At 71.7% G+C, this 25,841-nt stretch carries 25 protein-coding genes; 10 read left to right on the top strand and 15 right to left on the bottom strand.

All coding sequences use genetic code 11. The annotated features are described in order from the left end of the window. Positions 1–94: 94 nt before the first annotated feature. The 12 genes from C2L58_RS45815 to rsmD all read right to left on the bottom strand — a co-directional run bounded on the left by C2L58_RS45815 (position 95) and on the right by rsmD (position 8,834). Positions 95–529, bottom strand: coding sequence for a helix-turn-helix domain-containing protein (locus tag C2L58_RS45815; RefSeq protein WP_013223693.1), 435 nt, complete (start codon positions 527–529; stop codon positions 95–97). A gap of 55 nt (positions 530–584) precedes the next feature. Next, on the bottom strand, positions 585–1,457 hold the full coding sequence (gene mutM, locus C2L58_RS45810; RefSeq protein ID WP_103343884.1) for a bifunctional DNA-formamidopyrimidine glycosylase/DNA-(apurinic or apyrimidinic site) lyase: 873 nt from the start codon (positions 1,455–1,457) through the stop codon (positions 585–587). 58 nt (positions 1,458–1,515) lie between these two features. Beyond that, the gene (locus C2L58_RS45805; protein WP_103343883.1) at positions 1,516–2,871 is read right to left on the bottom strand and encodes a polysaccharide lyase 6 family protein; all 1,356 of its coding nucleotides are present in this window, start codon (positions 2,869–2,871) and stop codon (positions 1,516–1,518) included. Between the two features lie 87 nt (positions 2,872–2,958). Then, positions 2,959–3,708, bottom strand: coding sequence for a ribonuclease III (rnc, locus tag C2L58_RS45800; protein WP_199191749.1), 750 nt, complete (start codon positions 3,706–3,708; stop codon positions 2,959–2,961). 13 nt (positions 3,709–3,721) lie between these two features. After that, a complete protein-coding gene (gene rpmF, locus C2L58_RS45795) occupies positions 3,722–3,904 on the bottom strand; it encodes a 50S ribosomal protein L32 (protein WP_013223689.1) in 183 nt (60 codons plus the stop codon). A gap of 80 nt (positions 3,905–3,984) precedes the next feature. Next, positions 3,985–4,578: a YceD family protein gene (locus C2L58_RS45790; RefSeq protein ID WP_199191748.1), complete on the bottom strand. Its 594-nt coding sequence runs from the start codon at positions 4,576–4,578 to the stop codon at positions 3,985–3,987. Positions 4,579–4,815: 237 nt separating this feature from the next. Beyond that, positions 4,816–5,544 (bottom strand): DivIVA domain-containing protein, encoded by a 729-nt coding sequence (locus C2L58_RS45785; protein WP_103343880.1) that lies wholly within the window; start codon positions 5,542–5,544, stop codon positions 4,816–4,818. Between the two features lie 112 nt (positions 5,545–5,656). Next, positions 5,657–6,340 (bottom strand): hypothetical protein, encoded by a 684-nt coding sequence (locus C2L58_RS45780; protein WP_103343879.1) that lies wholly within the window; start codon positions 6,338–6,340, stop codon positions 5,657–5,659. Beyond that, a complete protein-coding gene (locus C2L58_RS45775; protein ID WP_103343878.1) occupies positions 6,340–6,840 on the bottom strand; it encodes a SigE family RNA polymerase sigma factor in 501 nt (166 codons plus the stop codon). Before C2L58_RS45775 ends, C2L58_RS45780 begins: the two co-directional genes overlap by 1 nt. A gap of 64 nt (positions 6,841–6,904) precedes the next feature. Then, entirely contained in the window at positions 6,905–7,603 is a 699-nt protein-coding gene (locus C2L58_RS45770; RefSeq protein WP_103343877.1) for a ribonuclease domain-containing protein, read from the bottom strand. 141 nt (positions 7,604–7,744) lie between these two features. Continuing rightward, positions 7,745–8,230: a pantetheine-phosphate adenylyltransferase gene (gene coaD / locus C2L58_RS45765; RefSeq protein WP_103343876.1), complete on the bottom strand. Its 486-nt coding sequence runs from the start codon at positions 8,228–8,230 to the stop codon at positions 7,745–7,747. Positions 8,231–8,273: 43 nt separating this feature from the next. Next, entirely contained in the window at positions 8,274–8,834 is a 561-nt protein-coding gene (gene rsmD, locus C2L58_RS45760; protein ID WP_199191747.1) for a 16S rRNA (guanine(966)-N(2))-methyltransferase RsmD, read from the bottom strand. Between the two features lie 192 nt (positions 8,835–9,026). Between rsmD and C2L58_RS45755 the strand changes: the two genes are divergently transcribed. Then, a complete protein-coding gene (locus C2L58_RS45755; protein WP_103343874.1) occupies positions 9,027–11,141 on the top strand; it encodes a HelD family protein in 2,115 nt (704 codons plus the stop codon). A 260-nt stretch (positions 11,142–11,401) separates the two neighbouring features. Here the strand turns inward: C2L58_RS45755 and C2L58_RS45750 are convergent, their stop codons facing one another. Genes C2L58_RS45750 through C2L58_RS45740 form a run of 3 tightly spaced genes read right to left on the bottom strand, consistent with a single transcriptional unit; the run spans position 11,402 to position 15,928 of the window. Further along, positions 11,402–15,196: an nSTAND1 domain-containing NTPase gene (locus tag C2L58_RS45750; protein ID WP_441296379.1), complete on the bottom strand. Its 3,795-nt coding sequence runs from the start codon at positions 15,194–15,196 to the stop codon at positions 11,402–11,404. A gap of 56 nt (positions 15,197–15,252) precedes the next feature. Then, positions 15,253–15,717 carry a Clp protease N-terminal domain-containing protein gene (locus C2L58_RS45745; protein ID WP_103343872.1) on the bottom strand — a complete coding sequence of 155 codons (465 nt, stop codon included), beginning with the start codon at positions 15,715–15,717 and terminating at the stop codon, positions 15,253–15,255. A gap of 7 nt (positions 15,718–15,724) precedes the next feature. Continuing rightward, the gene (locus C2L58_RS45740) at positions 15,725–15,928 is read right to left on the bottom strand and encodes a helix-turn-helix domain-containing protein (RefSeq protein WP_013223678.1); all 204 of its coding nucleotides are present in this window, start codon (positions 15,926–15,928) and stop codon (positions 15,725–15,727) included. Positions 15,929–15,986: 58 nt separating this feature from the next. Between C2L58_RS45740 and C2L58_RS45735 the strand changes: the two genes are divergently transcribed. The 9 genes from C2L58_RS45735 to C2L58_RS45695 all read left to right on the top strand — a co-directional run bounded on the left by C2L58_RS45735 (position 15,987) and on the right by C2L58_RS45695 (position 25,840). Beyond that, positions 15,987–17,366: an FAD-dependent monooxygenase gene (locus C2L58_RS45735; protein WP_199191746.1), complete on the top strand. Its 1,380-nt coding sequence runs from the start codon at positions 15,987–15,989 to the stop codon at positions 17,364–17,366. Between the two features lie 8 nt (positions 17,367–17,374). Continuing rightward, positions 17,375–18,367 carry an LLM class flavin-dependent oxidoreductase gene (locus tag C2L58_RS45730; RefSeq protein ID WP_199191745.1) on the top strand — a complete coding sequence of 331 codons (993 nt, stop codon included), beginning with the start codon at positions 17,375–17,377 and terminating at the stop codon, positions 18,365–18,367. A 484-nt stretch (positions 18,368–18,851) separates the two neighbouring features. Next, positions 18,852–19,646 (top strand): MlaE family ABC transporter permease, encoded by a 795-nt coding sequence (locus C2L58_RS45725; RefSeq protein ID WP_013223675.1) that lies wholly within the window; start codon positions 18,852–18,854, stop codon positions 19,644–19,646. Between the two features lies 1 nt (position 19,647). Beyond that, complete coding sequence (locus C2L58_RS45720; protein ID WP_103343869.1) at positions 19,648–20,499, top strand: MlaE family ABC transporter permease; 852 nt, start codon at positions 19,648–19,650, stop codon at positions 20,497–20,499. Then, on the top strand, positions 20,496–21,770 hold the full coding sequence (locus tag C2L58_RS45715) for an MCE family protein (protein WP_103343868.1): 1,275 nt from the start codon (positions 20,496–20,498) through the stop codon (positions 21,768–21,770). The genes C2L58_RS45720 and C2L58_RS45715 overlap by 4 nt, the downstream gene beginning before the upstream one ends. After that, positions 21,767–22,774, top strand: coding sequence for an MCE family protein (locus C2L58_RS45710; protein WP_103343867.1), 1,008 nt, complete (start codon positions 21,767–21,769; stop codon positions 22,772–22,774). The genes C2L58_RS45715 and C2L58_RS45710 overlap by 4 nt, the downstream gene beginning before the upstream one ends. Beyond that, the gene (locus C2L58_RS45705) at positions 22,771–23,763 is read left to right on the top strand and encodes an MCE family protein (RefSeq protein ID WP_103343893.1); all 993 of its coding nucleotides are present in this window, start codon (positions 22,771–22,773) and stop codon (positions 23,761–23,763) included. Before C2L58_RS45710 ends, C2L58_RS45705 begins: the two co-directional genes overlap by 4 nt. Beyond that, a complete protein-coding gene (locus C2L58_RS45700; RefSeq protein WP_103343866.1) occupies positions 23,760–24,767 on the top strand; it encodes an MCE family protein in 1,008 nt (335 codons plus the stop codon). The genes C2L58_RS45705 and C2L58_RS45700 overlap by 4 nt, the downstream gene beginning before the upstream one ends. Further along, positions 24,764–25,840, top strand: coding sequence for an MCE family protein (locus tag C2L58_RS45695; protein WP_103343865.1), 1,077 nt, complete (start codon positions 24,764–24,766; stop codon positions 25,838–25,840). The genes C2L58_RS45700 and C2L58_RS45695 overlap by 4 nt, the downstream gene beginning before the upstream one ends. The last annotated feature ends 1 nt before the right edge of the window (position 25,841 follow it).

Below are 25,841 nucleotides of genomic sequence, written 5' to 3'. Positions count from 1 at the left end.
CGCAAGTACCGATGGGCAGACGCCCGCAGGCGAACCCCCACCCGCACCAGCGCTTCGCGCCAACGCCCGGCAGCTCCCCCGATGGCGAGTCCCCTCAGCTCTCCTTCTTCGGGCCGCCGCGACCGGCCTCCCGCCGGGCGATCGCGTCGATCATGTCGCTGATCGTGTCCAGGCCGTCGGAAGACAACGTCACCGCCCGCAACGCCAAATCCCGGACCCCGGCGTCGCGCAGGGCGCCCAGCAGGGCCAGCTCCTCCGCGATCTTCCGGCTCTGCTCGTCGTCGAAGAAGTACGCCGGGGGGACTCCGAAGAACTGCGCCAGTGCCTCGAGGTGCCGCTTGGTCGGGTTGTCGCGGCGGCCCGTGCGCAGCTGCCACAAGTACGTGGTCGAAAAGCTCTCACCCGTCGCTTCGCGGCAGGCCTTGGCGACCTCTTCGTTGCTGTACGGCTCCCGATCGGGCCTGCGGACCACGTGGAACAGCCGGTCGATCTTGTCGGCCAGCGTCGACTTTCCGGGCTCCTTGACCACGATGCACTCCCTCAGCTACCAGGCACATTCATCTTAGCTGAATGGCGAACCCCCTTTATCTACCCGAGTTCGCCCGCGGCCGCGGCTGGCACCGCGGGCACGAGAACGACGAACGGTTCATGAACGGCTCCCGCCGGATCGCCGTGCCGCACCGGTGGCACGGCATCCCCTCCTGGCCGTACGCGTCCAGCGACCGGTCGAAGTACCCCGACTGCCCGTTGACGTTCACGTACAGCGCGTCGAACGACGTGCCGCCCGCCCCCAGCGCCGCGTTCATCACGTCCGACGCCGCGGACAGCAGCTCCCGCCCCTTCGCGAGGGACAGCTTTTCGGTCGGACGGGCCCAGTGCAGGCGAGCGCGCCACAGGGCTTCGTCCGCGTAGATGTTGCCGATGCCCGAAACGAGCGTCTGGTCGAGCAGCGCCCGCTTGACCTCGGTGCGCCGCGACCGCAGCGCGCGCACCGCCGCGTCGAGGTCGAACTCCGGGTCCATCGGGTCGCGGGCGATGTGCGCGATCGTGTCCGGGAGCAGGACGTCGCTGCCGATGTCACTGAGGTCGTCGAGGGCCAGGCCGCCGAACGTCCGCTGGTCGACGAACCGCAGCTCCGGCCCGTCGTCGTCGAAGCGCAGGCGGACCCGCAGGTGCTTCTCGTCCGGCGCGCCCTCCGGCTGGACGAGCATCTGCCCGCTCATGCCGAGGTGGGCCAGCAGCGCCTCCTTGTCGGACAGCTCCAGCCACAGGTACTTGCCCCGGCGCCGCGCCGCCTCGACGCGGGTGCCGGCGAGCCGCTGCGCGAAGTCCTCCGCACCCAGGGCGTGCCGGCGGATGGCGCGCGGGTGCAGGACCTCCGCCTCGCGGATGGTCCGCCCCGCGACGTGCGCCTGCAGGCCCAGGCGGACGACTTCGACCTCGGGAAGTTCGGGCATACGGCCATTGTGCCCGGCGGGTACGACACTTTCTGTTCGGCGCCGCCGGACGACGCCGTTACGGCGCGCTGGGGCCGACGTCCGCCTTCGTCAGCGGGACCCGCGTCGCGCCCGACGCGAAGTACTCGTCGGCGCCGACGTCGTAAGCACCGGTGCGGGCCTGCAGGTCGAAGTCCTTCGCCGCGAACGGGTACGAACCCACGCCCGCGTCGATCGCCGGGCTGCCCGAAGCCAGCCGGTAGAGCCCGGCGGCGTCCTTGACCAGCTTCGGGTCGACGTTGCGCGACGGAACGCCCGCCGTGCCGCCGAAGGTGATGTTGCCCTCGTACTTGACCGTCGACCCGCTCGGCAACGTCACCAGCGTCCCCGACGTCCCCTTGACGATGTTGTCCGCGACCACGCAGTCCTTCGGCTTGAAGTCGCCGCCGTCGCCGTCGATCACGCTGTTGCTGCCCAGCACCGTGTTGTACGCGACCGTGACGCGGTCCGGCCGGTCGTGGAGCTTGCTCGTCGGCCCGCTGTCGGCTTCGTTGCCGGAGCCGAACACGATCGCCCGGCCGCCGGAATTCGCCACGTAGTTGCCGACGATCTTGTGGTCGTTGCCGTGGAACCGGATACCGGAGTCGAACAGCACATTGCCCTCGACGGTGCTGCGGTTGCCGTGGCGCAGCACGATGTAGCCCCGGCTGTCGCGGATCGTGTTGTACCGAACCACGTTGTCCGACGACTTGACCGAGATCGCCTCGCTGTCGCCGTCGGCCTTCTCGAACAGGTTGTTCTCGATCAGCGCGTTGGCCGGGTACGACTGGTGGTCGCTGAGGCCCAGCCTGATCGACTCACCACCGTTCGAACCGCTGAACTGGTGGTTGTAGAAGTAGTTGTGGTGCACGTGAACGCGCTTCGCCATGGCGCCGGACGGCCCGAGGATCTGCAGGAACACGCCCTGGCTGGTGCGGTTCTGGAAGACGTTGCGGTCGACGACGGTGTCGTCGCCGCTGACCGTCACCCAGTTGCCGTCGGTGGTGAGCTGGAAGTCGTTGCGGGTCAGGCGGTTGCCCGGCGCGCCGGCCGGGACGCTCAGCTTCGCGCTGCCCCGGAACTTGAACCCGCGCAGCACCACGTTCGAGACGCCGCTCGCGAACGAGAAGGTCTTCGAGCCGGTGATGGTCGCCTGGCCGGTGTGCTCCGCGGCGATCGTCACGGGCGCCGAGGCGGTGCCGGACCGCTTGATCGACAGCGTCGAACCCGCGGAGTAGCTGCCGTCGGCGAGCACGAGCGTGTCGCCGGGGTTCGCTTTGTCCATTGCGGACTGCAGTGCCGCGAGCGAAGTGACGCGGACCTGCGCGGCCGAGGCCGCCGGTCCGGGCACGACGACCAGCGCCGCGGCGATCAAGGGTACGAAGAGCAGACGCATCCGCCAAACCTCTCAGTGAGCTTCGGGCGGCGGATGTCCACACGCTACTGAGCGTTCCGGGAAAGCGTCAACAGGAGTTCCCGCTGATCAGGACTCCGGTTCGGCCTTCTTCTGCGCCTCGAGTTCGGCGGACAGCGAGCGCCAGGCCGTCTCGGCGGCCTTCTGCTCGGCTTCCTTCTTCGTCGAGCCGGCGCCGTTGCCGAGGGGACGGCCCGCGACGAGCACCGTGGCCGTGAACTCCTTGCGGTGGTCCGGCCCGGTGTCTTCGACCTTGTACTCGGGCACGCCGAGGCCGGCCGACGCGGTCAGCTCCTGCAGGCTCGTCTTCCAGTCGAGCCCGGCCCCGCGCAGCGGCGCTTCGGCGAGCAGGCCGTCGAAGAGGTGGTGGACGAGCTTGCGCGCGATCTCGATGCCGTGTTCGAGGTACACGGCCCCGATCACGGCCTCCAGCCCGTCGGCGAGGATGCTCGCTTTGTCCCGCCCGCCGGTGAGCTCTTCGCCCTTGCCGAGCAGCAGGTGCGCCCCGAGCCCGCCCTCGCCGAGCCCGCGCGCCACCCGCGCCAGTGCGTGCATGTTGACGACGCTGGCGCGGAGCTTCGCGAGCTGACCTTCGGGCAGATCGGGATGCGTGTTGTACAGGTGATCGGTGACGACGAGGCCGAGCACGGCGTCACCGAGGAATTCCAGCCGCTCGTTCGGCGGCAGCCCCCCGTTTTCGTACGCGTACGAACGGTGGGTCAGCGACAGCCGGAGCAGCTCGGGGTCGAGAACGACCCCGAGCGCTTCGAGCAACGGCGCCGGATCGGCTGGTGGTCCCCCGGGCGTCTTGCCCCCCATATCGGCTACCCGATCAGGCGGGCTCGACGACCTGGCGGCCGTTGTGCTGGCCGCACGACGGGCACGCGATGTGCTGGAGCTTCGGCTGCTTGCAGGCGCGGTTGGAGCAGGGCACCAGCTGCACCGGAGCCGCCTTCCACTGGCTGCGGCGGGAGCGCGTGTTGGATCGCGACATCTTCCGCTTCGGGACGGCCACGAGTAGATCTCCTTATGACGGTCTGCTCGCGGTGCGAGCGAACTTTCCTCCGGAACGAGCTGGACGCTCGTCAGGCTTGCTCAGCTGGGCCCTTGCGCAGGCTTTTCGCCCGCGTTCTCGTCGAAGCGCTCGACCAGTGCGGCCCACCGAGGGTCTATCTTCTCATGCCCGTGTCCGGGCTCGAGATCGGCCCACTTGACGCCGCAGTCGATGCAGAGCCCGGCGCAGTCTTCCGTGCACAGCGGGGCCAGCGGCAGGGCCAGCACGACGGCGTCGCGGACGATGGGTTCGAGGTCGATCCGGTCGTCGATCAGCCGGGGGATCTCGTCTTCGTCCGTGGTCTCCTCGGTGGCCGACCCCGGGTAGGCGAACAGCTCCTGGACCTCGACCTCGACCTCTTCGGTCAGCGGGTCGAGGCAGCGGGCACAGGTGCCCTTCGCCAGCGCTTTCGCGGTGCCGCTGACGAGGACGCCTTCGACGACGGACTCGAGGAGCAGGTCGAGTTCCAGCTCGGAGCCGGCTTCGATGGTGATGACATCGGGGACGCCGAGCGGCGTCTCCACCGGCACGCTGCGCGTGAGGGCGCGGCTGAGACCGGCGTGACGGCCGAGCTCACGGGTGTCGATCACCCACGGGCTGCGGTCGTCGAGCTGGGGGGTCTTGTTCTCGGACATCCAGTCCAGGGTACGCACGGGCCGCCACCCCTTTTGAGCTGGCACCCGGCGAGGTCGTGCGGCGGGTGGCCGCTTCCGCGCGCGCCCGCCCTCCCTCTGGGGGCCGTCCCCGGGTCCAGTCTATCGGGGGTGGCCGACGAAAAGCCGGGAAAGCCGCAGGTGGGGAGCTTTTGTCCCCAACCCGGGCGGAGTGTGGACAACCGCCCCCGGCAACTCAAAGCCCGGCTGAGAAGCTCGTCACACCTGGTAGTCGTAGAGCGTCGGCCGGCCGCCGGAGCTCGGCAGGTTCGCCGGCGAGCGCAGGTGGTTGCGGCCCGAATCGACCGTTCGCAGCGTGGTCGCCAGCAGCTCCGAGAACTCCGCGAGCTTGCCGTCCACGTACGCGTCGCAGTCCGCTCGCTGGCGGTCCGCCTCCGCGTGGGCCTCGTCCACGATGCGGGCCGACTCCGCGTGCGCCGCCTGGACCACCTCGGTCTGGGCGACCAGGCGCGCCTGCTCGGCGCGGCCGTCTTCGATGGCCCGGTCGTACGCGTCGCGGCCCGCCTGGACCATGCGCTCGGACTCGGCGCGGGACCGGTCCGTGAGGTTCTGGTACTCCGCCTGGCCCGCCGCCACCGTGCGGTCGGCCTGGTCGTGCGCGTCGGCGAGCATCTGCTCCGCCCGGGCCCGCGCGTCGGCGAGGATGCGCTCCGCTTCGTCCGTCGCGTCGGCGATCGCGCGCTCGGCCTCGGCGTTCGCGCCCGCCACCGTCTCGCCCGCTTCCTTGCGGGCCGCATGAATCAAATCGTCGCGCTTGTCGAGGACGTCCTGGGCGTCGTCGATCTCCGCCGGCAGTGCGTCGCGGACGTCGTCGAGGAGCTCGAGCACGTCACCCCGGGGTACCACGCAGCTGGCCGTCATCGGGACGCCACGCGCCTCCTCGACGATCGTGACGAGCTCGTCGAGCGCCTCGAAAACCCGGTACACGGCAACTCCAATCCCCTGTCGCTGTGTCCAGTCTGCCCGCATCGGGCGCCGAAGCGGTGAACGCGACCGGCGCCGGGCGTGTCCCCCTGGACCACGCCCGGCGCCGGAGTTCCTAATACAGCGTCAAGGCCGGATCGGTGATCACCTCGGTGAGCTGCTCTTCGGTCAGCGGGTAGCCGAGACCGCCGATCACGACCGCCGTCGAGCCGTCGGGGCGGTAGAGGAACCCGACGGTGCCGTCGCGCACCGGGTCACCGTTCCGGTCCCGGTACACGAGCTCGGAGAGCACCAGCAGCCCGCCGCCGGGCTGGGGCACCCGGGTGCAGCGCCCCGCCGAAACCGGCGTGGTGCAGAGCCGGTCGGCCGGGACGACCTCGCCCGCGGCCCCCGGGCCGCGGACGGTCAGCTGGAAGTTGCCGGGCCGTCCGTCCGCGTCGACGAACTCGGCCGTCACGCCCATCCGCTCCGGCCCGATGCTGTCGGCGGGCGACCGGCCCAAGGTCAGGTCGTGGACGCCGGGGAGCGCCCGCGTCACGGCGTCGGCGAGCGCCAGCCGGATCCGGGACTGCTCGGCGAGCGAGGGCGGGGACGGCGGACCGGCCGGCGGCACGGGCGCCGGACCGGGCGCGAACACCGCCACGGCCGCGACGGCCGAGGCCGCTGCGAGGGTGCCGATGATCCCCGCCCCGCGTTTCCGGGCCTGCCGGGCCGCGCGATCGGCGACGTCGTCCGGGTCGAAGCCGAGCGGCGGTTCCGGGACGTCCAGCTCGCGCAGGCGGGTTTCGAGTTCGTGCATCACGCGCTCCTCTCCGAGCTGTGCTCGAGCACGCCCCGGAGGGTCTCGAGCCCGCGGGCGGCCTGGCTCCGCACGGTTCCTTCCGAGCAGCGCAGCACCTCCGCGACCTCCGCGGCCGGGAGGTCGGCGCAGTAGCGGAGGACGACGGCGGCGCGCTGCTTCGGCGGAACCTCGGCGAGGGCGCGCAGGAGCGGGCCGGAAATCCCGGCCTCGGGCGTGGCAGAGGGCTGGTCCGGCACGACGCCGTCACGGCGTTCGCGACGCCGCCACGGCCGCCGCTGCTCGTCGAGCCAGCAGCGCAGCAGGACCTGCCGGGCGTAGTTGTCGACGGGCCCCCGCCGGGCGACCTTCGGCCAGACCCGGTACAGCTTGATCAGCGCGACCTGGACGAGGTCCTCCGCGAGGTGCCAGTCGCCGCACAGCAGGTACGCCGTCCGTCTCAGCGCACCCGCCCGCGCCCGGGCGAACTCCCGGAAGTCCGCGTCCTCCGCAGCCCGCATCGCGCCTCCCTCGTCCTCGTTCCGGTGTACCTCACGGACGAGGGGGCGCGGCGCGTTGCACGGTTCAGGAATTCAGGTCGATCCGCTTGAAGGTCGCGTAGTGGTCGGGGGTGTAGGCCAGCTCGCCCGCCTTGCCGGAGATCACGCGGTCGTTCGTGCCGACGGTGAAGAACTTGTAGTAGCCGGACGCGCAGGCCGGGAGCACGCCTTCGCGGTTCTCGTACGTCGTGCCGGCCGAAGTGCCGTTCCGGACGTTGTCGACGACCGTGCGAGCCGCCGACGACAGCTGCGAGTAGCCGATCTTCGCCAGGCCCGAGAGGTCGCCGCAGGCGTGCGTCGTGCCGCCGACGTCGATGACCTTGAAGGTGGCGTAGTGGTCGCCGGTGTAGAAGTACTCGCCGGCGCTGCCGGTCACGATGCGGCGCGTGCCGCGGGTGCTCGAGCCCGGCGTGGGCACCGTGTACTCGTGGTAGTAGCCCGAGGCGCAGGCCGGGAGCACGCCTTCGCGGTTGTCGAAGACGACACCGTCGTTCTTCGGGTACGGGAACGGCCCGCCGGTCTGGATCAGGTTGTACGTCTTCGTCGCTTCGGGCGGCAGCGCCGAAAGCGTCGTGTGCGAGAAGCCGGAGAGGTTCCCGCACGCGTTCTGCGCGACGACGGCGGGGGAAGCCGGGGAAGCCGCTGCGGCGGCGGTGACCCCGGCGAACAGCGTGGCCAGGAGCGCGAAGAGGACCGCGACCAGGCGTGATCGGTAGTTGGCCATTTTCGGACCGTAACTCGATCGGATGATCGTCGGGAGACGCCGACGTGAACTCCCGCACCACCGGCCCCAAGTCCCGACGAACGGAGGGGGCCGGACGACGGGAACCGGACACCCGGGGTCCGATGTGGACCCGGTGGCGGGTCAGCGCCCGAGCTTGGGGAACTTCTCCGAAAGCCGCTCGTAGACGACCGCCGGGACCAGGTGCTCGATGTCGCCGCCGAGCGCCGCGACCTCCTTGACCAGCGAGCTGGACACGAAGCCGTACGCCGGGTTGTTCGCCATCAGCAGCGTCTCGACGCCGGTGAGCTCGCGGTTCATCTGCGCCATCTGCAGCTCGTAGTCGAAGTCGCTGACCGAGCGCAGGCCCTTGGCGACCGCCGCGATGTCGTGGTCGCGGCAGTAGTCGACCAGCAGGCCCTCCCAGGAGTCGACCCGTACGTTCGGCAGCTTCGCGGTGATTTCGCGGAGCATGTCGAGCCGTTCGGAGACCTCGAACAGCCCCTTCTTCGACCGGTTCACCCCCACCGCGACGACGACCTCGTCGAACAGCACGCTGGCCCGTTCGATGATGTCGAGGTGCCCGTTGGTGGCCGGATCGTAGGAACCGGGACAGACCGCACGCCGCATGGCGCGGACGCTACCGTGCCGGACCCGGTCTCCGCCGCGTGGTTCACGACACAGCCGTGTACTCCGCCCAGAAGACGGCCGTGTCGCCGTACTTCTTCGCGCGCGCCGGCGCGAAGCCCGGCGGCCAGTCCGGCTCGCCGTCCCGGGCGGCGCGCTCGATCACCACCAGGGCCGACGGCCCCAGCCAGCCGCCGGCGGCCAGCGCCGCCAGCACGGTTCCGAGCGCGGCCGCGTCCACGGCGTACGGCGGGTCGGCGAGCACGAGGTCGAACGAGGCGGGCGCGGGCGCCGCGACCACCGCCTCGACCGCCCCGGCGCGGACCGTGCCGCCCAGGCCGAGCGCCGCGACGTTGCCGCGCAGGACGTCCACCGCGCGCCGGTCGGACTCCACGAACAGCGCGTCCGCCGCGCCGCGCGAGAGGGCTTCCAGGCCGAGCGCGCCGGACCCGGCGTAGAGGTCGAGGACGTGGGCGCCGTCCAGCTCGCCGGCCGTCTCGAGGGCGTTGAACAGGGCTTCCCGCACGCGCTCCGACGTCGGCCGGGTGCCCTTCGGCGGCACCTTCAGCCGCCGCCCGCCCGCCGTCCCGGCCACGATCCTGGTCACCCCCCGATTGTGCAGTGCCCTGCGGGGCCGCGCCCCGCACCCCACGCCGGGGGCTCCGCCACCCGGACCCCCGCAAGCGTCGGGGAACGCGTGCGGCGCGGATGACCGGGACACGGGTGTCCCCGCCCGGGCCACCGCGTAGAGTCGTTCTTCGCCCTCGGAGGCGATCCCAAAGCTGTCAAGGAGCCATGCGTGTCCGAACCTCGGGTCAGACGGGCCGAGATCGCCATCGAGCAAGCCCACGTCGATCGCGTGTACACCCGTCTGGACGAACTGAAGGCCCAGGCCGAGGCGATGCGTACGAAGGGCTACGAGATCGGCCAGGGGGCGCAGCGCGAGGCGATCTTCGAGCAGGCGTCGATGCTGTTCGAGCGCGACATGATGGTCCACCACGCCAACCAGACGCTGCAGACGCTCGACGCGGAGTACGAAGGCCTCGTCTTCGGCCGGCTCGACGACCGCGAGGGCGAACGCACCTACGTCGGCCGCCTCGGCATCCGCGACGCCGAGTTCGACAACCTCGTCACGGACTGGCGCGCGCCGGCCGCGGCCGCGTTCTACCAGGCCACCGCCGAGGAACCGATGGACGTCGTGCGGCGGCGCGTGATCCGCTGCTCGGGCCAGAACGTCCTCGACGTCGACGACGACGTCCTGATCGCCGACGCCGTCCCCGAGGACATGCGGATCGTCGGCGAGGGCGCGCTGATGGCGGCGCTGGGCCGCTCGCGCGGCGAGAAGATGCGCGACATCGTCGCGACCATCCAGAAGGAGCAGGACGAGGTCATCCGGGCGCCCTGGCGGGGCGTCACCGAGATCACCGGCGGCCCGGGCACCGGCAAGACCGCGGTCGCGCTGCACCGCGCCGCCTACCTGCTCTACCGCTACCGCCGTCAGCTCGGCGGGGCCGGGGTGCTGGTCATCGGGCCGTCGGGCGTGTTCACCAGCTACATCTCGCGGGTCCTCCCCTCCATGGGGGAAACGAACGTCGAACTGCGCGCGCTCGGCGAAGTCCTCGACGGCCTGGAGGCGACGCGGCAGGACGCGGCGCCGCTCGCCGCCGTCAAGGGGTCGCTGCGGATGCGGAAGGTGCTGCTGCGGGCGCTGCGGGACACGCCGCCGGAGGCGCCGGAGGAGATGCGGATCGTCTACCGCGGCGAAGTGCTGAAGCTGAACGCGCGAGAGCTGGAGAAGATCCGTCGCAAGGCCCACACGCAGGGCGCGCCGCCGAACCGGTCGCGGATCCGGGCGGCCGAGATGCTGCTCGACGCCCTCGCCGCGAAGGCCGAGGAGCACGCCAAGGACGACGGCAGGCCGTTCGACCGCGCCGAGCTGATCACCGACCTGGGCGAGCGGATCGACTTCCACCGCTTCCTCGTCGTCTGGTGGCCGGTGCTGTACCCGGCGCAGATCCTCAAGTGGCTGGGCGACGAGAAGCGGCTGGCCTCGGCGGCGAAGGGCGTCCTGAACCGGCCGGAGATCTCGATGCTGGCCGCGGACTTCGCGGACCGGTCGCGGGGCTGGTCGATCGCGGACGTGGCGCTGCTGGACGAGCTGCGCGTCCTGACCGGGCCGGAGCCGAAGCGCAAGCGGCGCCAGGTGATCGAGGTCGAGCCGCAGCGCTCGGGCGGCGCGCCGACGCGGCCGGAGCACTACGACGAGTACTCGCACGTGGTCGTCGACGAGTCCCAGGACCTTTCGCCCATGCAGTGGCGGATGGTGGGCCGGCGCGGGAAGTACGCGAGCTGGACGGTGGTCGGGGACCCGGTGCAGAGCTCGTGGCCGGACCCGGCGGAGGCGGCTTCGGCGCGCGACCAGGCGTTCGGCGTCAAGACCGCCCGCCGGCGGTTCACGCTGCGCACGAACTACCGGAACTCGGCCGAGATCTTCGACCTGGCGGCGAAGGTGGTGGCCGGGCACGCGGAGTCCGGCGAGCTGCCGGTGGCGGTCCGCCGCACCGGGGTGGAGCCGGAGGTCCGCCCGGTGGAGGCGGCCGGCCTGGCCGCGGCGACGCAGGCGGCGGTGAAGGAACTGCTGGGCGCGGTCGAGGGCACGGTCGGCGTCATCACCGCGATGGACCGGGTGCCGGAGGTCGCGGGCTGGCTGTCGGGGCAGGCGGACGAGCGGCTGAAGGTCGTCGGCAGCCTGGATTCGAAGGGCCTGGAGTACGACGCGGTGGTGCTGGTGGAGCCGGTCGACCTGATCACCGAATCGACGACCGGCCGCCGGGTGCTGTACGTGGCGCTGACCCGCGCGACGCAGCAGCTGATCGTGCTGGCCTCGAATCCGGACTGGATCCCCGCCGCCTGACCCCTGCCGCGCCGGTCGTGAGTGGTAAGGAGGGTTCTAACCCTCCTTACCACTCACGACCGGCGCGGCAGAACGCTGAAGGGCCCCTTCGGGGGGCGGGGGGCGGGTTCCCGTGCCCTCGAAGGAGCCCTTCAGACCCCCGGTGAAACGAACGTCGTGGGACGCGAGCGCGTCCAAGGGCATGTCTAGCCGATCCGGGTTGTTCGGTGTCCGCGCTCACCCACCGAACAACAACGCCGAACAAACCCCCGGCACGGTGATCAGGGGCAGGGTGGGGCGTAGCCGAGGTCCGGGAAGCTTTCCCTCCACTCGGCTTCGGTGATCCGGGGTGACACCGCCGCGCAGATCCGCTGGGCCGCCCGGTCCGGATCGGCCTCCCAGAACCGCACGGTGCCGTCCGCGCCCCCGCCCGCCAGGGTGTGGCCGTCCGGCGCGAACTGCGCGGCGTAGACGCGGTCGCGCTGCTCGGGCAGGACCGCGTACGGCGTCGCCGCGGCGACGTCCCACAGCCGGATCGTCCGGTCGTAGCTGCCGGACGCCAGCGTCCGGCCGTCGCCGCTGAAGGACACCGACATGACGACGTCCGCGTGGCCGTCCAGCACCACCGGGGGCGGCACGTGCGCCGGGTCGGTGACGTCCCACAGGCGGACCATGCGGTCGGCGCTCGCCGTGGCGACGTGCCGGCCGTCGGGACTGTAGGCGACCGAGAAGATCGTGTCGGTGTGGCCCGTCAGCTTCGCGAGCGGCCGCGGGGCCCGGGGCGCCGAAATGTCCCAGAGCCGCGCGGTGTGGTCCCAGCCCGCGGTGACGAGCGTCCGGCCGTCCGGGCGGAAAGCGAGGGTGTGGACGTCGTCCCCGTGGCCCTCGAGCTTCGCGATCTCGACCGGACGGGTCCGGTCGGCGAGGTCCCAGAGCCGGGCCGTGTGGCCGTCGCCCGCGGTGGCGAGCAGCCGGCCGTCCGGGCTGAAGGCGACCGCGTCGACGTCGTCGTGGAGCCGGTTGAACACCACCGGCGGCCCGGGCTCGGCCGGGTTTGTGATGTCCCGCAGTGTCATCGTGTGGTCCCAGCTGCCGGTGGCCAGGGTCCGGCCGTCGGGGCTGATCGCGACGCCGCAGACCGCGTCGCCGAACCCGCCGATCGTGGCCGCCTCCCGCGGCGCGCGCGGGTCGGTGCGGTCGTCCAGCCGCACGGTTCCGTCGTAGCCGCCGGAAGCCAGCAGCTTGCCGCCGGGGCCGAAGGTGACGTGGCACGCCTGGGCCGTGTGCGCGGCGACGGCGGGCCCGGGCAGGTCCCAGAGCCGGGCGGACTGGTCGTCGCTGGCCGTGGCGAGGGTGCGGCCGTCGCGGGTGAACACCGCGGCGACGACCGCGCTGGTGTGCCCGGGCAGCGACTGCAGCTCACGCGGCTGCCGCGGGTCGGCGACGTCCCACAGCCGGGCCGTGCGGTCGAAGCCGGTGGTGGCGAGCGTGTGCCCGTCGGCGGCGAAGGCCACCGAGCGCACGATCGCCTTGTGCGTGGTGAGCGAGGCCAGCGGCGCCGGGTGGGCCGGGTCGGCGATGTCCCACAGCCGCGCGGTCTGGTCCTGGCTCGCCGTGGCGAGGACGGGCCGGCCGGGGCTGAACGCCACCGAGTGCACGACGTCGGTGTGCCCGGCCACGACGCCGAGCTGGGTCCGCGAAGCGACGTCCCAGAGGCGGGCGGTCTCGTCGGCCGACGCGGAGGCGAGCAGCCGGCCGTCGCCGCCGAAGGCGAGGTTGTTGACGTAGGACGTGTGCCCGGTCAGCTCCCCCGCCGGCCGCGGGTGGGCGGCGTCGGTGGTGTCGTAGAGCCGGATCGTGCCCTTGAAGTCGGCGGTCGCCAGCAGCGGCCCGGCCGGGCTGAAGGCCACCGCGTACGCCTTGACGTCTTGGTGCCGCTCGATCGCCGTGCCGGGCCCCGGCCGCGCCGGGTCGGAGACGTCCCAGACGCGGACGGTGCCGTCGAAGCCCGCGGTGGCGACGGTCCGGCCGTCGGCCGCGAAGGCGACGTTGTTCACGTTGCCTTCGTGGCCGGCGAGCACGCCCAGCGGCACCGGGTGGTGCGGGTCGTGGACGTCCCAGAGCCGGGCCGTGCCGTCCCAGCTGGCCGTGGCGATGACCCGCCCGTCCGGGCGGAGGGCGACGGTGTTGACCCGGCCGGTGTGCCCGGTGAGCCGCGTCGCGTACGGCGTGCCGAACATGCCGAGCAGGCCGCTGCGCTCGTCGGCCCCGGGATCGAGGCGGTACGCGGCGAGCGCGAGCTGCGCGGCCAGCGCGGGGTTGGTGGCGCGCATGGCCAGCGCCTGGCCGGCGACCTTGTAGGCGAGCGCGTCGTTGCGCTGCTCGGTGGCCGTGGTCTCGGCGCGCACGGCGTAGGCGGTGGCGGCCACGGCGACGACCAGCAGCACCGCGAGCAGCGCGACCAGCTGGCGGAGCCGCCGGGTGCGGCGGCGGTCGCGGTCCCGCTCGGCGTGTTCGACGGCGAGGCTCGCGTCGAGGAACCGCCGTTCGCGCCGCGACAGCGCCGAATCCTGGTGCGCGGCCCACTCCCGGGCGATGGCCAGCCGGGTGCCGCGGTAGAGCCAGCCGGGGTCCTCGTCGACGGACTCCCAGGCGCCGGTCGCCTCGGTGAGCTGCCGGTGGACGCGCAGGCCTTCGCGGTCCTCGGTGAGCCACTCGCGCAGCCGCGGCCAGCCGCGGATGAGGGCTTCGTGGGCGATCTCGATGCCGGTGTCGTCGAGGGTGACCAGCCGGGCCGCGGCCAGCTCGGCGAGAACCACGGCGGTGTCGGTGTCGTCGGCGTCGAGCTCGGCGCGGCCGATGCGCCGCTTGGTGTCTTCGGTGCCTTCGCCGAGGGCGGTCATGCGGAGGAAGATCTGCCGCGCCAGCCGCTGCTGGCGCGGGGAAAGCTTGGCGAAAGTGCCTTCGGACGTCTGCGCGATGGCCCGCTCGATGCCGCCGGCCGACTCGTACGCGGCGAGGGTCAGCGTGGTGCCGCGGCGGCGCCGCCACGTCTCCAGCAGCGCGTGCGAAAGCAGCGGCAGCACGCCGGGCTGGCCGGTGGCATCGGCGACGAGCCGGGAGACCAGGGCGTTCTCGACGCGGTACCCGGTGTCGACGGCGGGCCGCGAGATCGCCTGCCGGAGCTCCTCGGTCGTCATCGGGCCGACCAGGATCTGGGCGTCCTGCATGGCCTCGGCGAGCTCGGCGTGCCGCGCGCAGTGGGTGTAGAAGTCGGTGCGGATGCCGAGGACGACCCGGGTGCGGCTGCCGGGTTCGGTGGTCGCGGTGACGAGCGCGTCGAGGAAGCGGGCCCGTTCCTGGTCGTCCTGGCAGAGGGTGAAGACCTCTTCGAACTGGTCGACGACCAGCACGACGTCTTCGTCCTCGCCGTCGGCCAGCTGACGCGCGGCTAGGCCGAGGTGGCTCGGGTGCGCGGCGAAGTCGTCGAACAGGGCCCCGGGCGCGACGCCGAGCGCGGCGGCGAACTTGACCGCGCACTCCTCCAGCGGGCGGTGCCCCGGGGTGAGCAGCACGGCCGGCCCCTTCACCGAAGGCAGCAGCCCGGCCCGCAGCAGGGACGACTTTCCCGAACCGGACGCGCCGAGGACGGCGAGAAAACGCTGTCTCCCGAGCCGTTCGACAACTTTTTCGACGAGCCGTTCGCGGCCGAAGAATCGGTCCGCGTCGGCGGGCGTGAAAGCGGCCAGCCCGACATACGGCGGAGTTTCCCCGGGTTCCGGCTCGCGCGGTGAATCGGTACCGTCCGCACGCGACTCTTCGGCGACGGCGTGCCAGCGTTCCTCCCATTCCGCCGGCACCCCGCCGCAGGCCCGGACGTAGGCAAGCGTGACGGCCAAGCTGGGGAGTTTCCGCCCGCCGGCGGCTTCCGAGAGCGTTCCCGCCGAGTAGTGCGCGCGCCGCCCGAGCTCGCGGTAGGTCGGATTTCCGGCGCTCTCGCGCAACCGCCGGAGATCGGCGGCGAATTCGACGAGCAGATCGTCCCCGGGATCCAAGGGTCGCTCGGGACGCGGCACCCGGTCCTCCCTGTGGCTCATTCACCGATTCGCCCACCGTAGCCAAAAGCGCGCGATCAGGTGCGGGAATCCAGCGACCGGTGAACCGCTTCGGAGTCGACGCCGAGTTCCGCCAGCAAATCGGCCGCCGGGTCGGGCGGGGCCAGCTTCAGCAGCACGCGCAGCAGCCGCGCCGGATCGCGCGGCCGGGGCGTCCCGCCGATCGCCTCGTTGACGACCGCGCGCGCACCGGAGGTGAACGCTCCGAGGGTCAGCTTTCCGCGCCGCGCCGGGACTTCGGCCGGGCGGAGGCCTTCGACCTCGATGCCGAGCGCCGCCAAGGCCGCCCGGTCCAGGCGGTCCAGGGCCGCGCGGGCCTCGGCCAGGCCGATGCCGAGCGCGAGCGCGCTGTCCGGGTCGTGCAACAGGCCCAGCAGCAGGTGTTCGGTGCCGAGCCGCCGGTCGCCGCGGCGGCGGGACTCCTCCAGGGCCGCCGTCACCACCACGGCGAACGGGCTCTTGGCGATCAGCCGGTCGAGCACGAGGACCTCACTTCCCGTACTTGGCGTGCACGGACTGCCGGGCGACGCCGAGCGCGTCCCCGATCTGCTCCCACGACCAGCCCCGCTCCCGTGCGTGCGCGACGGCCGCCGCTTCGACCTGCTCGGCGAGCCGGTGCAGGGCGCCCACCGCCCGCAACGCCACCGCCGGGTCCGTTTCCGAGACGCGTCCCGAAAGCTCTTCCGCTTCCATGGTGTGTCAGTCTAGCCTGACATGGTCGTCAGTTTGAACTGACACTCTGGAGGGCGTGATGGACGTAGCGGTGATCGGAGCGGGCCCGGTGGGCCTGATGCTGGCGGCGGAGCTGCGGCTCGGCGGCGCGAAGGTGGTGGTCCTGGACCGGCGGACCGAACCGGACCGGCGGCCGCGGGCGAACGGGCTCGGCGGCCGGATCGTCGAGCAGCTCGACCACCGGGGACTCCTGGACCGGTTCCGGGCCGAAGCGGCGTTCGCCGGCCCCGTCCCCGGCTTCCCGTTCGGGCCGGTCCCCCTCCGCTTCTCCGGGCCGGACGCGCCGCTGCGCACGCTCATGCTGCAGCAGCCACGGATGGAGGCCCTGCTGGAGGAGCGCGCGACCGAGCTCGGCGCCGAAATCCGGCGGGGTCACGAACTGGTGGACCTCGGCACCGTCCGCGGCCCGGACGGCGAGTACCGCATCGAGCCGCGGTACATCGCCGGCTGCGACGGCGCACACAGCCGCGTCCGCGAGCTGGCCGGCATCGGCTTCCCCGGCACCACCGGCGACGAGCTGATGCGCCTCGGGCACTTCCGGGCCGACGTGGACCTCTTCGCCACGGTGGCGGGACTGGAGCGCGGCTGGAACCGCCGTCCCGGCGGCCGGGTGCTGGTGACTTCGCTGACGCCGGGCGTCGTGATCGCCGGCGTGCGCGAAGTGACGCCGGAGCCGCCCGGCGAGCCGACGCTCGACGAGTTCCGCGACGCCGTCCGGCGGGTCCTCGGCACCGACCTGCCGCTGGGCGAACCGCTCTGGCTGTCGCGGACGGCGAGTTCGGCGCAGCTCGCCTCGCAGTACCGGGCCGGGCGGGTGCTGCTCGCGGGCGACGCCGCGCACGTCTTTCCTGCCGGTGGGTCGGCGCTCAACGTCGGGCTGCTCGACGCCGTCAACCTCGGCTGGAAGCTCGCCGCCGTCGTCTGCGGTTCGGCTCCGGAGAGTCTCCTCGACAGCTACGACGCCGAGCGGCGCCCGGTGGCGGCGCGGACGTTGACGCAGACCCGGGTCCAGGCCCTGCTCGACCGCCTGACCGGCGAGGACGGCGACGCCCTGCGGACGCTCTTCGGCGAGTTGGCCGCGTTGCCCGAAGCGACCCGGCACCTGGCCGGGCTCCTGCGGGACGCCGACGAGCTGCCGTACGTGCCCGACCTGCCGCTGACCGTCGGCGGCGAGCCGACCCGGGTGGCGGAAGTCATGCGTGACGCGCCCACCGTGCTGTTCGACTTCGCCGACCGCGCCGACCTGCGGGAGGCCGCCGGTCCGGGCGTGAAGATCGTCACAGCCGCCTGCCCGGACGCCCCGGCGGACGCGCTGCTCGTGCGTCCGGACGGCGTCGTGACGTTCAGCGGGGACGATCCGGCCGCGATTCGGGAAGCATTGACGGCACCGGGGCGTTGACCCCGGTTGTGAGCTCATTGCCTGACGTGCCGCTGTCCGTGCTCGACCTGTCCCCCGTTTCGGAGGGGAACACGGTCGGCGAGACGCTGCGCAACACCCTGGACCTCGCCCGCGCCGCGGAACGGCTGGGCTACCACCGCTACTGGCTGGCCGAGCACCACAACATGCCCGGCATCGCCAGCTCGGCCACCGTCGTGCTGATCGGGCACGTCGCCGACGCCACCGAGCGGATCCGCGTCGGGTCGGGCGGCATCATGCTGCCCAACCACGCGCCGCTGGTCGTCGCCGAGCAGTTCGGCACCCTGGAGGCGTTCCACCCCGGCCGCATCGACCTCGGCATCGGCCGCGCGCCGGGCACCGACCAGCGCACGGCGCTGGCGCTGCGCGGCCCGGGCGGGCTGTCCGCCGAAAACTTCCCGGAGCACCTGCAGGAGCTGATCGGCTACTTCACCCATTCGGAGGCCCGCGGCGTCAACGCGGTGGTGGCCGAGGGCAACCAGCCGCCGGTGTGGCTGCTCGGCTCGAGCGGCTTCAGCGCCCAGCTCGCCGGGCGGCTCGGCCTGCCGTTCTCCTTCGCCCACCACTTCGCCGCCGAGAACACGGTCCCGGCCGTCCAGCTCTACCGCGAGAACTTCCGGCCGGGGGTGCTCGACGAGCCGTACGTGATGCTCGGCGTGTCCGTGGTCGCCGCCGAAACCGACGAGCGCGCCCGCTTCCTGGCCGGCCCCAGCGGGCTGACGTTCCTCAGCCTCCGCCGCGGCCGCCCGATCGCGTTGCCGACACCGGAAGAAGCCGCGGAGTACCCGTACACCGAGATGGACCGCGCGTTCCTGGCCGAGCGCTTCGGCTCCAGCATCGTCGGCTCGCCGGAAACCGTCCAAAAGGGACTCGAGCAGCTCCTGGCCGACACCGGCGCGGACGAGCTGATGGTCACCACGATGGTCCACGGCCACGCCGACCGCATCCGCTCCTACGAACTCGTCGCCACCCTCAAGTCCTGACGTGCGCAACGGGTCGACACGCGTGATTCAAAGGTCGACACGCGTGATTGAAGGGTCGACACGGCGCAGGCCGGGGTCCCCCGGCGTGTCGTCCTCCTGATCACGCGTGTCGGCTCCCGGATCACGCGTGTCGGCTTCCCCGTCACGCGTGTCGTCCGGCGGAGTGCGCGGGAATTGACAAAGCGGGGTGGGGCGTCGAGCGCGGGTGGGGTCGCCGGCGGAGTTTCTTTTCCTTCGCTGACAACAAGATCGGGTCCGTTTGTCAGCTCTGGACAAGAAATGCGCGGTTACCAGCCCGTGACCCCGTGATCCTGCTCAAGTTCTTGTCTCCCAGCAAGGCCGTCGTTAGCGTACCGACCAGTAGGAAACGGCACGGCACTCCCGAGACCGTGAATGGCCGGTAATTATTAGTCCATTCGGTCCATTTCCCTGTGGTCATCTCGGGTGTATTCGGCGTGCCGCCGAAACCGCTGGAGGCACACGAATGGCCGAACGGACGACGACGGCGTCGTTCCCGGGGGCGGCCGCATTGCGGCAGACCGGACGGCTCTACGGACTCGGCCTCGACGTCGTCCGGCTGACCTTCCGCCGCCCGTTCCAGGCGCGGGAGCTGATCCAGCAGTTCTGGTTCATCGCGAGCGTGTCGATCCTGCCGACGGCGCTGGTCTCCATCCCGTTCGGCGCGGTGATCGCCCTGCACATCGGCTCGCTGACCACGCAGATCGGCGCGCAGTCGTTCACCGGCGCGGCGAGCGTGCTCGCGATCATCCAGCAGGCCAGCCCGATCGTCACGGCCCTGCTCATCGCCGGCGCCGGCGGCAGCGCGATGTGCGCGGACCTCGGCTCCCGCACCATCCGCGAAGAGATCGACGCGATGGAGGTCCTCGGCGTCTCGCCGGTCCAGCGGCTCATCGTGCCGCGGGTGCTCGCCGCGATGGGCGTCGCCGTCTTCCTCAACGGCATGGTCAGCGTCGTCGGCGTGCTCGGCGGCTACTTCTTCAACGTGATCATGCAGCACGGCACCCCGGGCGCCTACCTGGCCAGCTTCTCCGCCCTGGCCCAGCTGCCCGACCTGTGGATCAGCGAGATCAAGGCCCTCATCTTCGGCTTCGTCGCCGGGGTGGTCGCCTCCTACCGCGGCCTCAACCCCAAGGGCGGCCCGAAGGGCGTCGGCGACGCGGTCAACCAGTCGGTGGTCATCACGTTCCTGCTGCTGTTCGTGCTGAACCTGATCCTCACCACCGTCTACCTGCAACTCGTTCCGCCCAAGGGGAGCTGAAGTGACGACCACGGACCTCCCGAGAACCGCGCGGGTACGCGAGGCCGTCGACCGCCGGTTCGGCTTCCTCGACACCCTCGGCGACCAGATCCTCTTCTTCCTCCGCGCGATCGCCTGGACCCCGCGGGCCCTGCGCCGCTACCTGCGCGAAGTCGTCCGCCTGCTGGCCGAAGTCAGCTTCGGCAGCGGCGCGCTGGCCGTCATCGGCGGCACGATCGGCGTGATGATCGGGATGACCGTCGCCACCGGCACGGTCGTCGGCCTCCAGGGCTACTCCGCGCTGAACCAGGTCGGGACGTCGGCGTTCGCCGGGTTCGTGTCCGCCTACTTCAACACCCGCGAAATCGCGCCGCTGGTGAGCGGGCTCGCGCTGAGCGCCACCGTCGGCTGCGGGTTCACCGCGCAACTCGGCGCGATGCGGATCTCCGAAGAGATCGACGCCCTCGAAGTCATGGGCATCCCCAGCGTCCCGTACCTGGTGACGACCCGGGTGATCGCCGGCTTCCTGGCCGTCATCCCGCTGTACGCGATCGGGCTGCTGTCGAGCTACCTCGCCTCGCGGCAGATCACCGTGTGGTTCTTCGGCCAGTCCGCCGGCACCTACGACCACTACTTCCTGATGTTCCTGCCCCCCGGCGACGTGCTGTGGTCGTTCGGGAAGGTCCTGGTGTTCAGCGTCGTGGTGGTCATGGCGCACTGCTACTACGGCTTCCGCGCGAGCGGCGGCCCGGCCGGGGTCGGTGTCGCGGTGGGCCGCGCGGTGCGCACCGCGATCGTCGCGATCAGCGTCCTCGACTTCTTCCTGTCCCTGGCGATCTGGGGCGCGACGACGACCGTGCAGGTGGCCGGATGAGAAGGGAAACCCGCCGCAAGGCCGGGGTCCGCACCGCCGGGGTGCTGTTCCTCGTGGTGATGGGCGTGCTGGTGACGCTCTCCATCAAGGTTTACGACAAGGACTTCGTCAGCACGGTCCCGGTGACGCTCAAGGCGAGCCGCATCGGCAACCAGCTCCAGGCGGGCGGCCAGGTCAAGGCCCGCGGCGTGCTCGTCGGGGAGATCCGCGGCGTCCGGGCCACCCCGCAGGGTGCCGAGATAGCGCTTGCTCTCGAACCGGGCAAGGTGGACATGCTGCCCCGCAACGTCTCCGCGCTGCTGGTGCCGAAGACGCTGTTCGGCGAGCGGTACGTCCAGCTGTCCATCCCGGACGGCGAGCGCGCCCCCCACCTGGTCGCCGGCGACGTCATCGAGCAGGACCGCTCGGCGAACGCGGTCGAGCTGGAACGGGTCTTCGACAACCTGCTGCCGCTGCTGAAAGCCGTCCAGCCGCAGAAGCTGGCGACGACGCTGACCGCGGTTTCGACGGCCCTGGAGGGACGCGGCGAGCAGCTCGGCCGGACGCTGTCCACCGCCGCCGGCTACCTCACCGGCTTCAACCCCCAGCTGCCGAAGTTCACCAAGGACGTCCAGGACCTCGCGGCGGTCTCCCGGCTGTACGGGGACATCGCCCCCGACCTGCTGGACGCGCTCACCGACTCGGCCGTCACGCTGAACACGGTGCACGACAAGGCACCCGAGCTCGCCACGGTCTACCAGGAGGTGCGGAGCTCGGCGGGCGAGGTCCAGCAGTTCCTGAACCGCAACGAGAACAACCTCATCGCCCTGTCGGCCGACAGCCGCTCGGCGCTGGAGATCGCGGCGGCGTACTCCCCCAGCTTCCCCTGCACCCTGAAGGCGATGGACGCGTTGCGCAAGCCGGTCGACGAAGCGCTCGGCAAGGGCACGAACCAGCCCGGCATGCACGCCGCCGTCACCGTCACCCAGTCGCGCGGCAAGTACGTGCCCGGCAAGGACGACCCGGCGTACCCGGCGGCCGGTGGCCCGCGCTGCTACCCCAGCGGCGTCGCCCCGACGACCGGCACCGCCGCGGTCGCGCCCGGCACGCCCCAGCACCCGCTGCTGACCGGCACCCGGGACGACCTCGGCGTCGCGAACTCCCCGCAGGAACGGGAACTGCTGGCCACCGTGCTCGCCCCGCAGCTGGGCGTGCCGACCGGGGAGGTCGCCGACTGGAGCAGCGTGCTGGTCGGTGCGCTCTACCGCGGAACGGAGGTGACGCTGAAGTGAGGAAGTTCGCCGCCCCGCTGCTCAAGAGCCTGATCTTCATCCTGGTCACCACGGCCGCGACCGTGCTGCTGGCGGTCTCCATCGCCAACACCGGCGTCGGCCGCACCGACCTCTACGGCGCCACCTTCACCGACGCGACGTCGTTGAACGTCGGCGACGACGTGCGGATCTCCGGGGTCCGCGTCGGGCAGGTCGAGGAACTCGAGATCGCCGGCCACAGCCTGGCGCACGTCCGGTTCTCCCTCGACGCCGGCCGGCAGCTGCCCGCCGACGTCGGCGCGGTCGTCAGATACCGCAACATGGTCGGGCAGCGCTACATCGCGCTCGAACGCGGCCCCGGCGGCCAGGGCACCCTGCCCGTCGGCGGGGAAATCCCGCTGAGCCGCACCACCCCCGCCCTGGACCTGACCGACCTGTTCAACGGCTTCAAGCCGCTGTTCCAGGCGCTTTCGCCCACCGACGTCAACCAGCTCTCCGGCGAGATCGTGCAGGTGCTGCAGGGCGAGGGCGGCACGGTCGAGGAGCTGCTCGCGCACACCGGCTCGCTGACCTCGACGCTCGCGAGCCGCGACCGGCTGATCGGCGACGTGATCACCAACCTCAACCACGTGCTCGGCACGGTGAACAGCAAGGGAACCGCACTGACGACGTTGATTTCGACGCTGCGGGAGCTCGTTTCCGGCCTGGCCGCGGACCGCACCGTCATCGGCGACGCGATCGGCGGCCTCGGTGACCTCTCCACGGCCACCGCGGGCCTGCTCGGCGACGTGCGGACCCCGCTGAAGGACAGCATCACCGGCCTCGACGGCGTCACGAAGAACCTCGCGGACGAGCAGACCCTGCCCGGCCTGGAGCAGACGCTGAGCACGTTGCCGGAGAAGCTGAACGGCCTCGGCCGGATCAGCTCCTACGGCTCGTGGATGAACTTCTACGTCTGCAGCGCCGTCCTCCGGACCCAGCCGCCCCGCGGAACCCCCGTGACCGCGAAGAGGTGCGGCTCGTGAAGTCCTTCAAGGAACGCAATCCGCTCGCCCTCGGCGTCGCCGGGAGCGTCGTCCTCGCCGCGCTGCTGACCGTGACGTTCAACTACGACAACCTGCCGATCGTCGGCGGCGGCACCACCTACCGCGCCGAGTTCTCGGAGGCGGCCGGGCTGCAGCCCGACGACGAGGTCCGCGTCGCCGGCATCAAGGTCGGCGAGGTCCGCGACGTCGCGCTGGCCGAGGACCACGTGCTCGTCACCTTCCGCGTGAAGAACGCCTGGGTCGGCGACCGGACGTCGGCGGAGATCCGGATCAAGACGCTGCTGGGCCGCAAGTTCCTCGCGCTCAAGCCGACCGGCGACGCCGTGCAGGACCCCGGCCAGGCGATCCCGCGCACCCGGACGGTCACCCCGTACGACGTCACCGAGGCGTTCAACGGCCTCGCGAACACCGCCGGTTCGATCGACACCGGGCAGCTCGCCGACAGCTTCACCGCGATCAGCGACACCTTCCGCAACGCCCCGGCCCACGTGCGCACCACGCTCGACGGGCTGTCCGCGCTGTCGAAGACCGTGTCCTCCCGCGACGACCAGCTCGCCGGCCTGCTGGCCAACGCCAAGAAGATCACGACGACGCTGGCGAACTCGAACCAGGACTTCGAGCAGCTGCTCTCCGACGGCAACCTGCTGCTGGGCGAGCTCGACCGGCGGCGCCAGGCCATCCACGACCTGCTGACCGGCGCGCAGACGCTGGCCACCCAGCTCTCCGGCCTGGTGGCGGACAACGCCGGCGCGCTCAAGCCGGCGTTGAGCCAGCTGAACACCGTGACCGACCTGCTGACCCGGCAGAACGACAACCTGGGCAAGAGCCTGGCCGCCGCCGGGCCGTACTTCCGGCTCGCCAACAACGCGCTGGGCAACGGCCGCTGGCTCGACTCCTACCTCTGCGGCCTGCTGCCCGAAAACCGTGACCCGTGCGTGCCGCCGAAGCAAACGGGAGCTCCGAAGTGAACGCCACCCGCACCTACCGGTTCCTCGCCGCGGCGGTCGTCACGGCGCTCGTCGTCGTGGCCGCGCTGTGGTGGCTCTTCTCCGGCGCCGGCCTCAACCGCGCCACCGTGCTCTTCTCCCGCGCGGTCGGCGTCTACAGCGGCTCCGACGTCCGGCTGCTCGGCGTCCGGATCGGCCAGGTCGAGTCGGTGACGCCGCGCGGCGAGCAGGTCGAGGTGACGCTGACCTACGACGGCTCCGCCCCGATCGCGGCCGACACCGACGTGGTCGTCATCGCCCCCAGCGTCGTCGCCGACCGGTACGTCCAGTTCTCGAAGCCGGCCCGCGGCGGACCCCGGCTGGTCAACCACGCCACCATCGGCCTGGACCGCAGCGCGACCCCGGTCGAGCTGGACCAGCTGTACGCCAGCCTCGACTCGCTCACCAAGGCGCTGGGCCCCGACGGGGCGAACAAGAACGGCGCCCTGTCGGACCTGCTCACCACCGGCGCGAACAACCTGCGAGGCAACGGAACCGCGTTCAACGACTCCGTCCGGCAGCTCGCGGAACTGGCCAGGACCCTCTCCGGCAACTCCGGCGACCTGTTCGCCACCGTCCGGGAGCTGCAGCAGTTCACCACCATGCTGGCCGCCAACGACGAGCAGGTCACGCAGGTGAACCAGCAGCTCTCGTCGGTGTCCGGCACGCTGTCGGCCAACCGCGACGAGCTGGCCTCGGCGCTGCGCTCGCTCGGGGCCGCGCTCGGCGACATCCAGGGCTTCATCAAGGACAACCGGGCCCTGATCAAGTCCAATGTGGACAAACTGGCGGTGACCACGCAGACGCTCGTCGACCAGCGCGCGTCGCTGGCCGAGTACCTCGAAACCGCGCCGCTGGCCGCGACCAACCTCATCCAGACGGTCGACCCCGCCACCGGCACCCTGCAGACCCGCACCGACCTGATCGACTACCTGCCGCTGCCGGTGACCGGGTCCGTCTACACGAACGAGGCGGGCGGCAGATGAAACCACTGCAACGCGTCACAGCCCTGGCGGCCTGCTGCTTGGCGCTGACCGCCTGCTCGGGCGAGTTCAAGGGCGTCTACGACCTCCCGCTGCCCGGCGGCGCCGACGTCGGCGACCACCCGTACCACGTCACCGTCCAGTTCGCCGACGTCCTCGACCTCGTACCGCAGGCCGCGGTGAAGGTCGGCGACGTCCCGGTCGGGCGGGTCCAGACCATCCGCCTCGGCGCGGACGGCTGGACCGCCGAAGCCGTCGTCGAGGTCAACGGCGACGTCGTGCTGCCCGCCGACGCCGTCGCACGGCTGCGGCAGTCCAGCCTGCTCGGCGAGAAGTTCGTCGAACTCGCCGCCCCCGACGGCCAGGCGAAGGACCGGGCCCGGCTGGCCGACAACGCCGTGATCCCGGTGTCGCGCACCAACCGCAACCCGGAGGTCGAAGAGGTCTTCGGCGCGCTTTCGCTGCTGCTCAACGGCGGCGGCATCGGGCAGCTGCAGACGATCAACCGCGAGCTCGGCAAGGTGATGACCGGCAACGAGACGCAGATCCGCTCGTTCCTCGCGGGCGTCAACACCCTGACCACCGACCTCGACGCGCACCGCCAGGACATCACCGCGGCCCTCGAAGGCGTCAACCGGCTGGCCACGACGCTGGCCGACCGCGACGAGCAGGTGTCCGGGGCGCTCACCGACCTGACCCCGGGCCTGCGCACGCTGACCGACCAGCGCACCCAGCTCGTGGCCATGCTCCAGTCGCTCGACGACCTTTCCGGCGTCGCCACCGACGTCATCCACAAGAGCAAGGACGACCTGGTCGCCGACCTGCGCGCGCTCGCGCCGGTCCTGCAGCGGCTCGCCGACGCCGGGGCGTCGCTGCCGAAGGCCCTGGAGATCCTGCCGTCCTTCCCGTACACCGACGCGGTGATCCCGGCGATCAAGGGCGACTACCTCAACGTCTACCTGTCGGTCATCCCGGCACCGGGCGTGCCGCTGCCGAACCCGGGCGAAGGCGTCCCGGACGGCCTCCCGACCCTGCCGCTGCCGTCGGGGCAGGTCACCACCCCGGGAGGGCGCTGAT

Source organism: Amycolatopsis sp. CA-126428, assembly GCF_002904335.1.
In the GTDB taxonomy this organism is placed as follows: domain Bacteria; phylum Actinomycetota; class Actinomycetes; order Mycobacteriales; family Pseudonocardiaceae; genus Amycolatopsis.
Note: the sequence above shows the minus strand (reverse complement) of the source record. Positions and strands in the feature narration are given on the sequence as shown.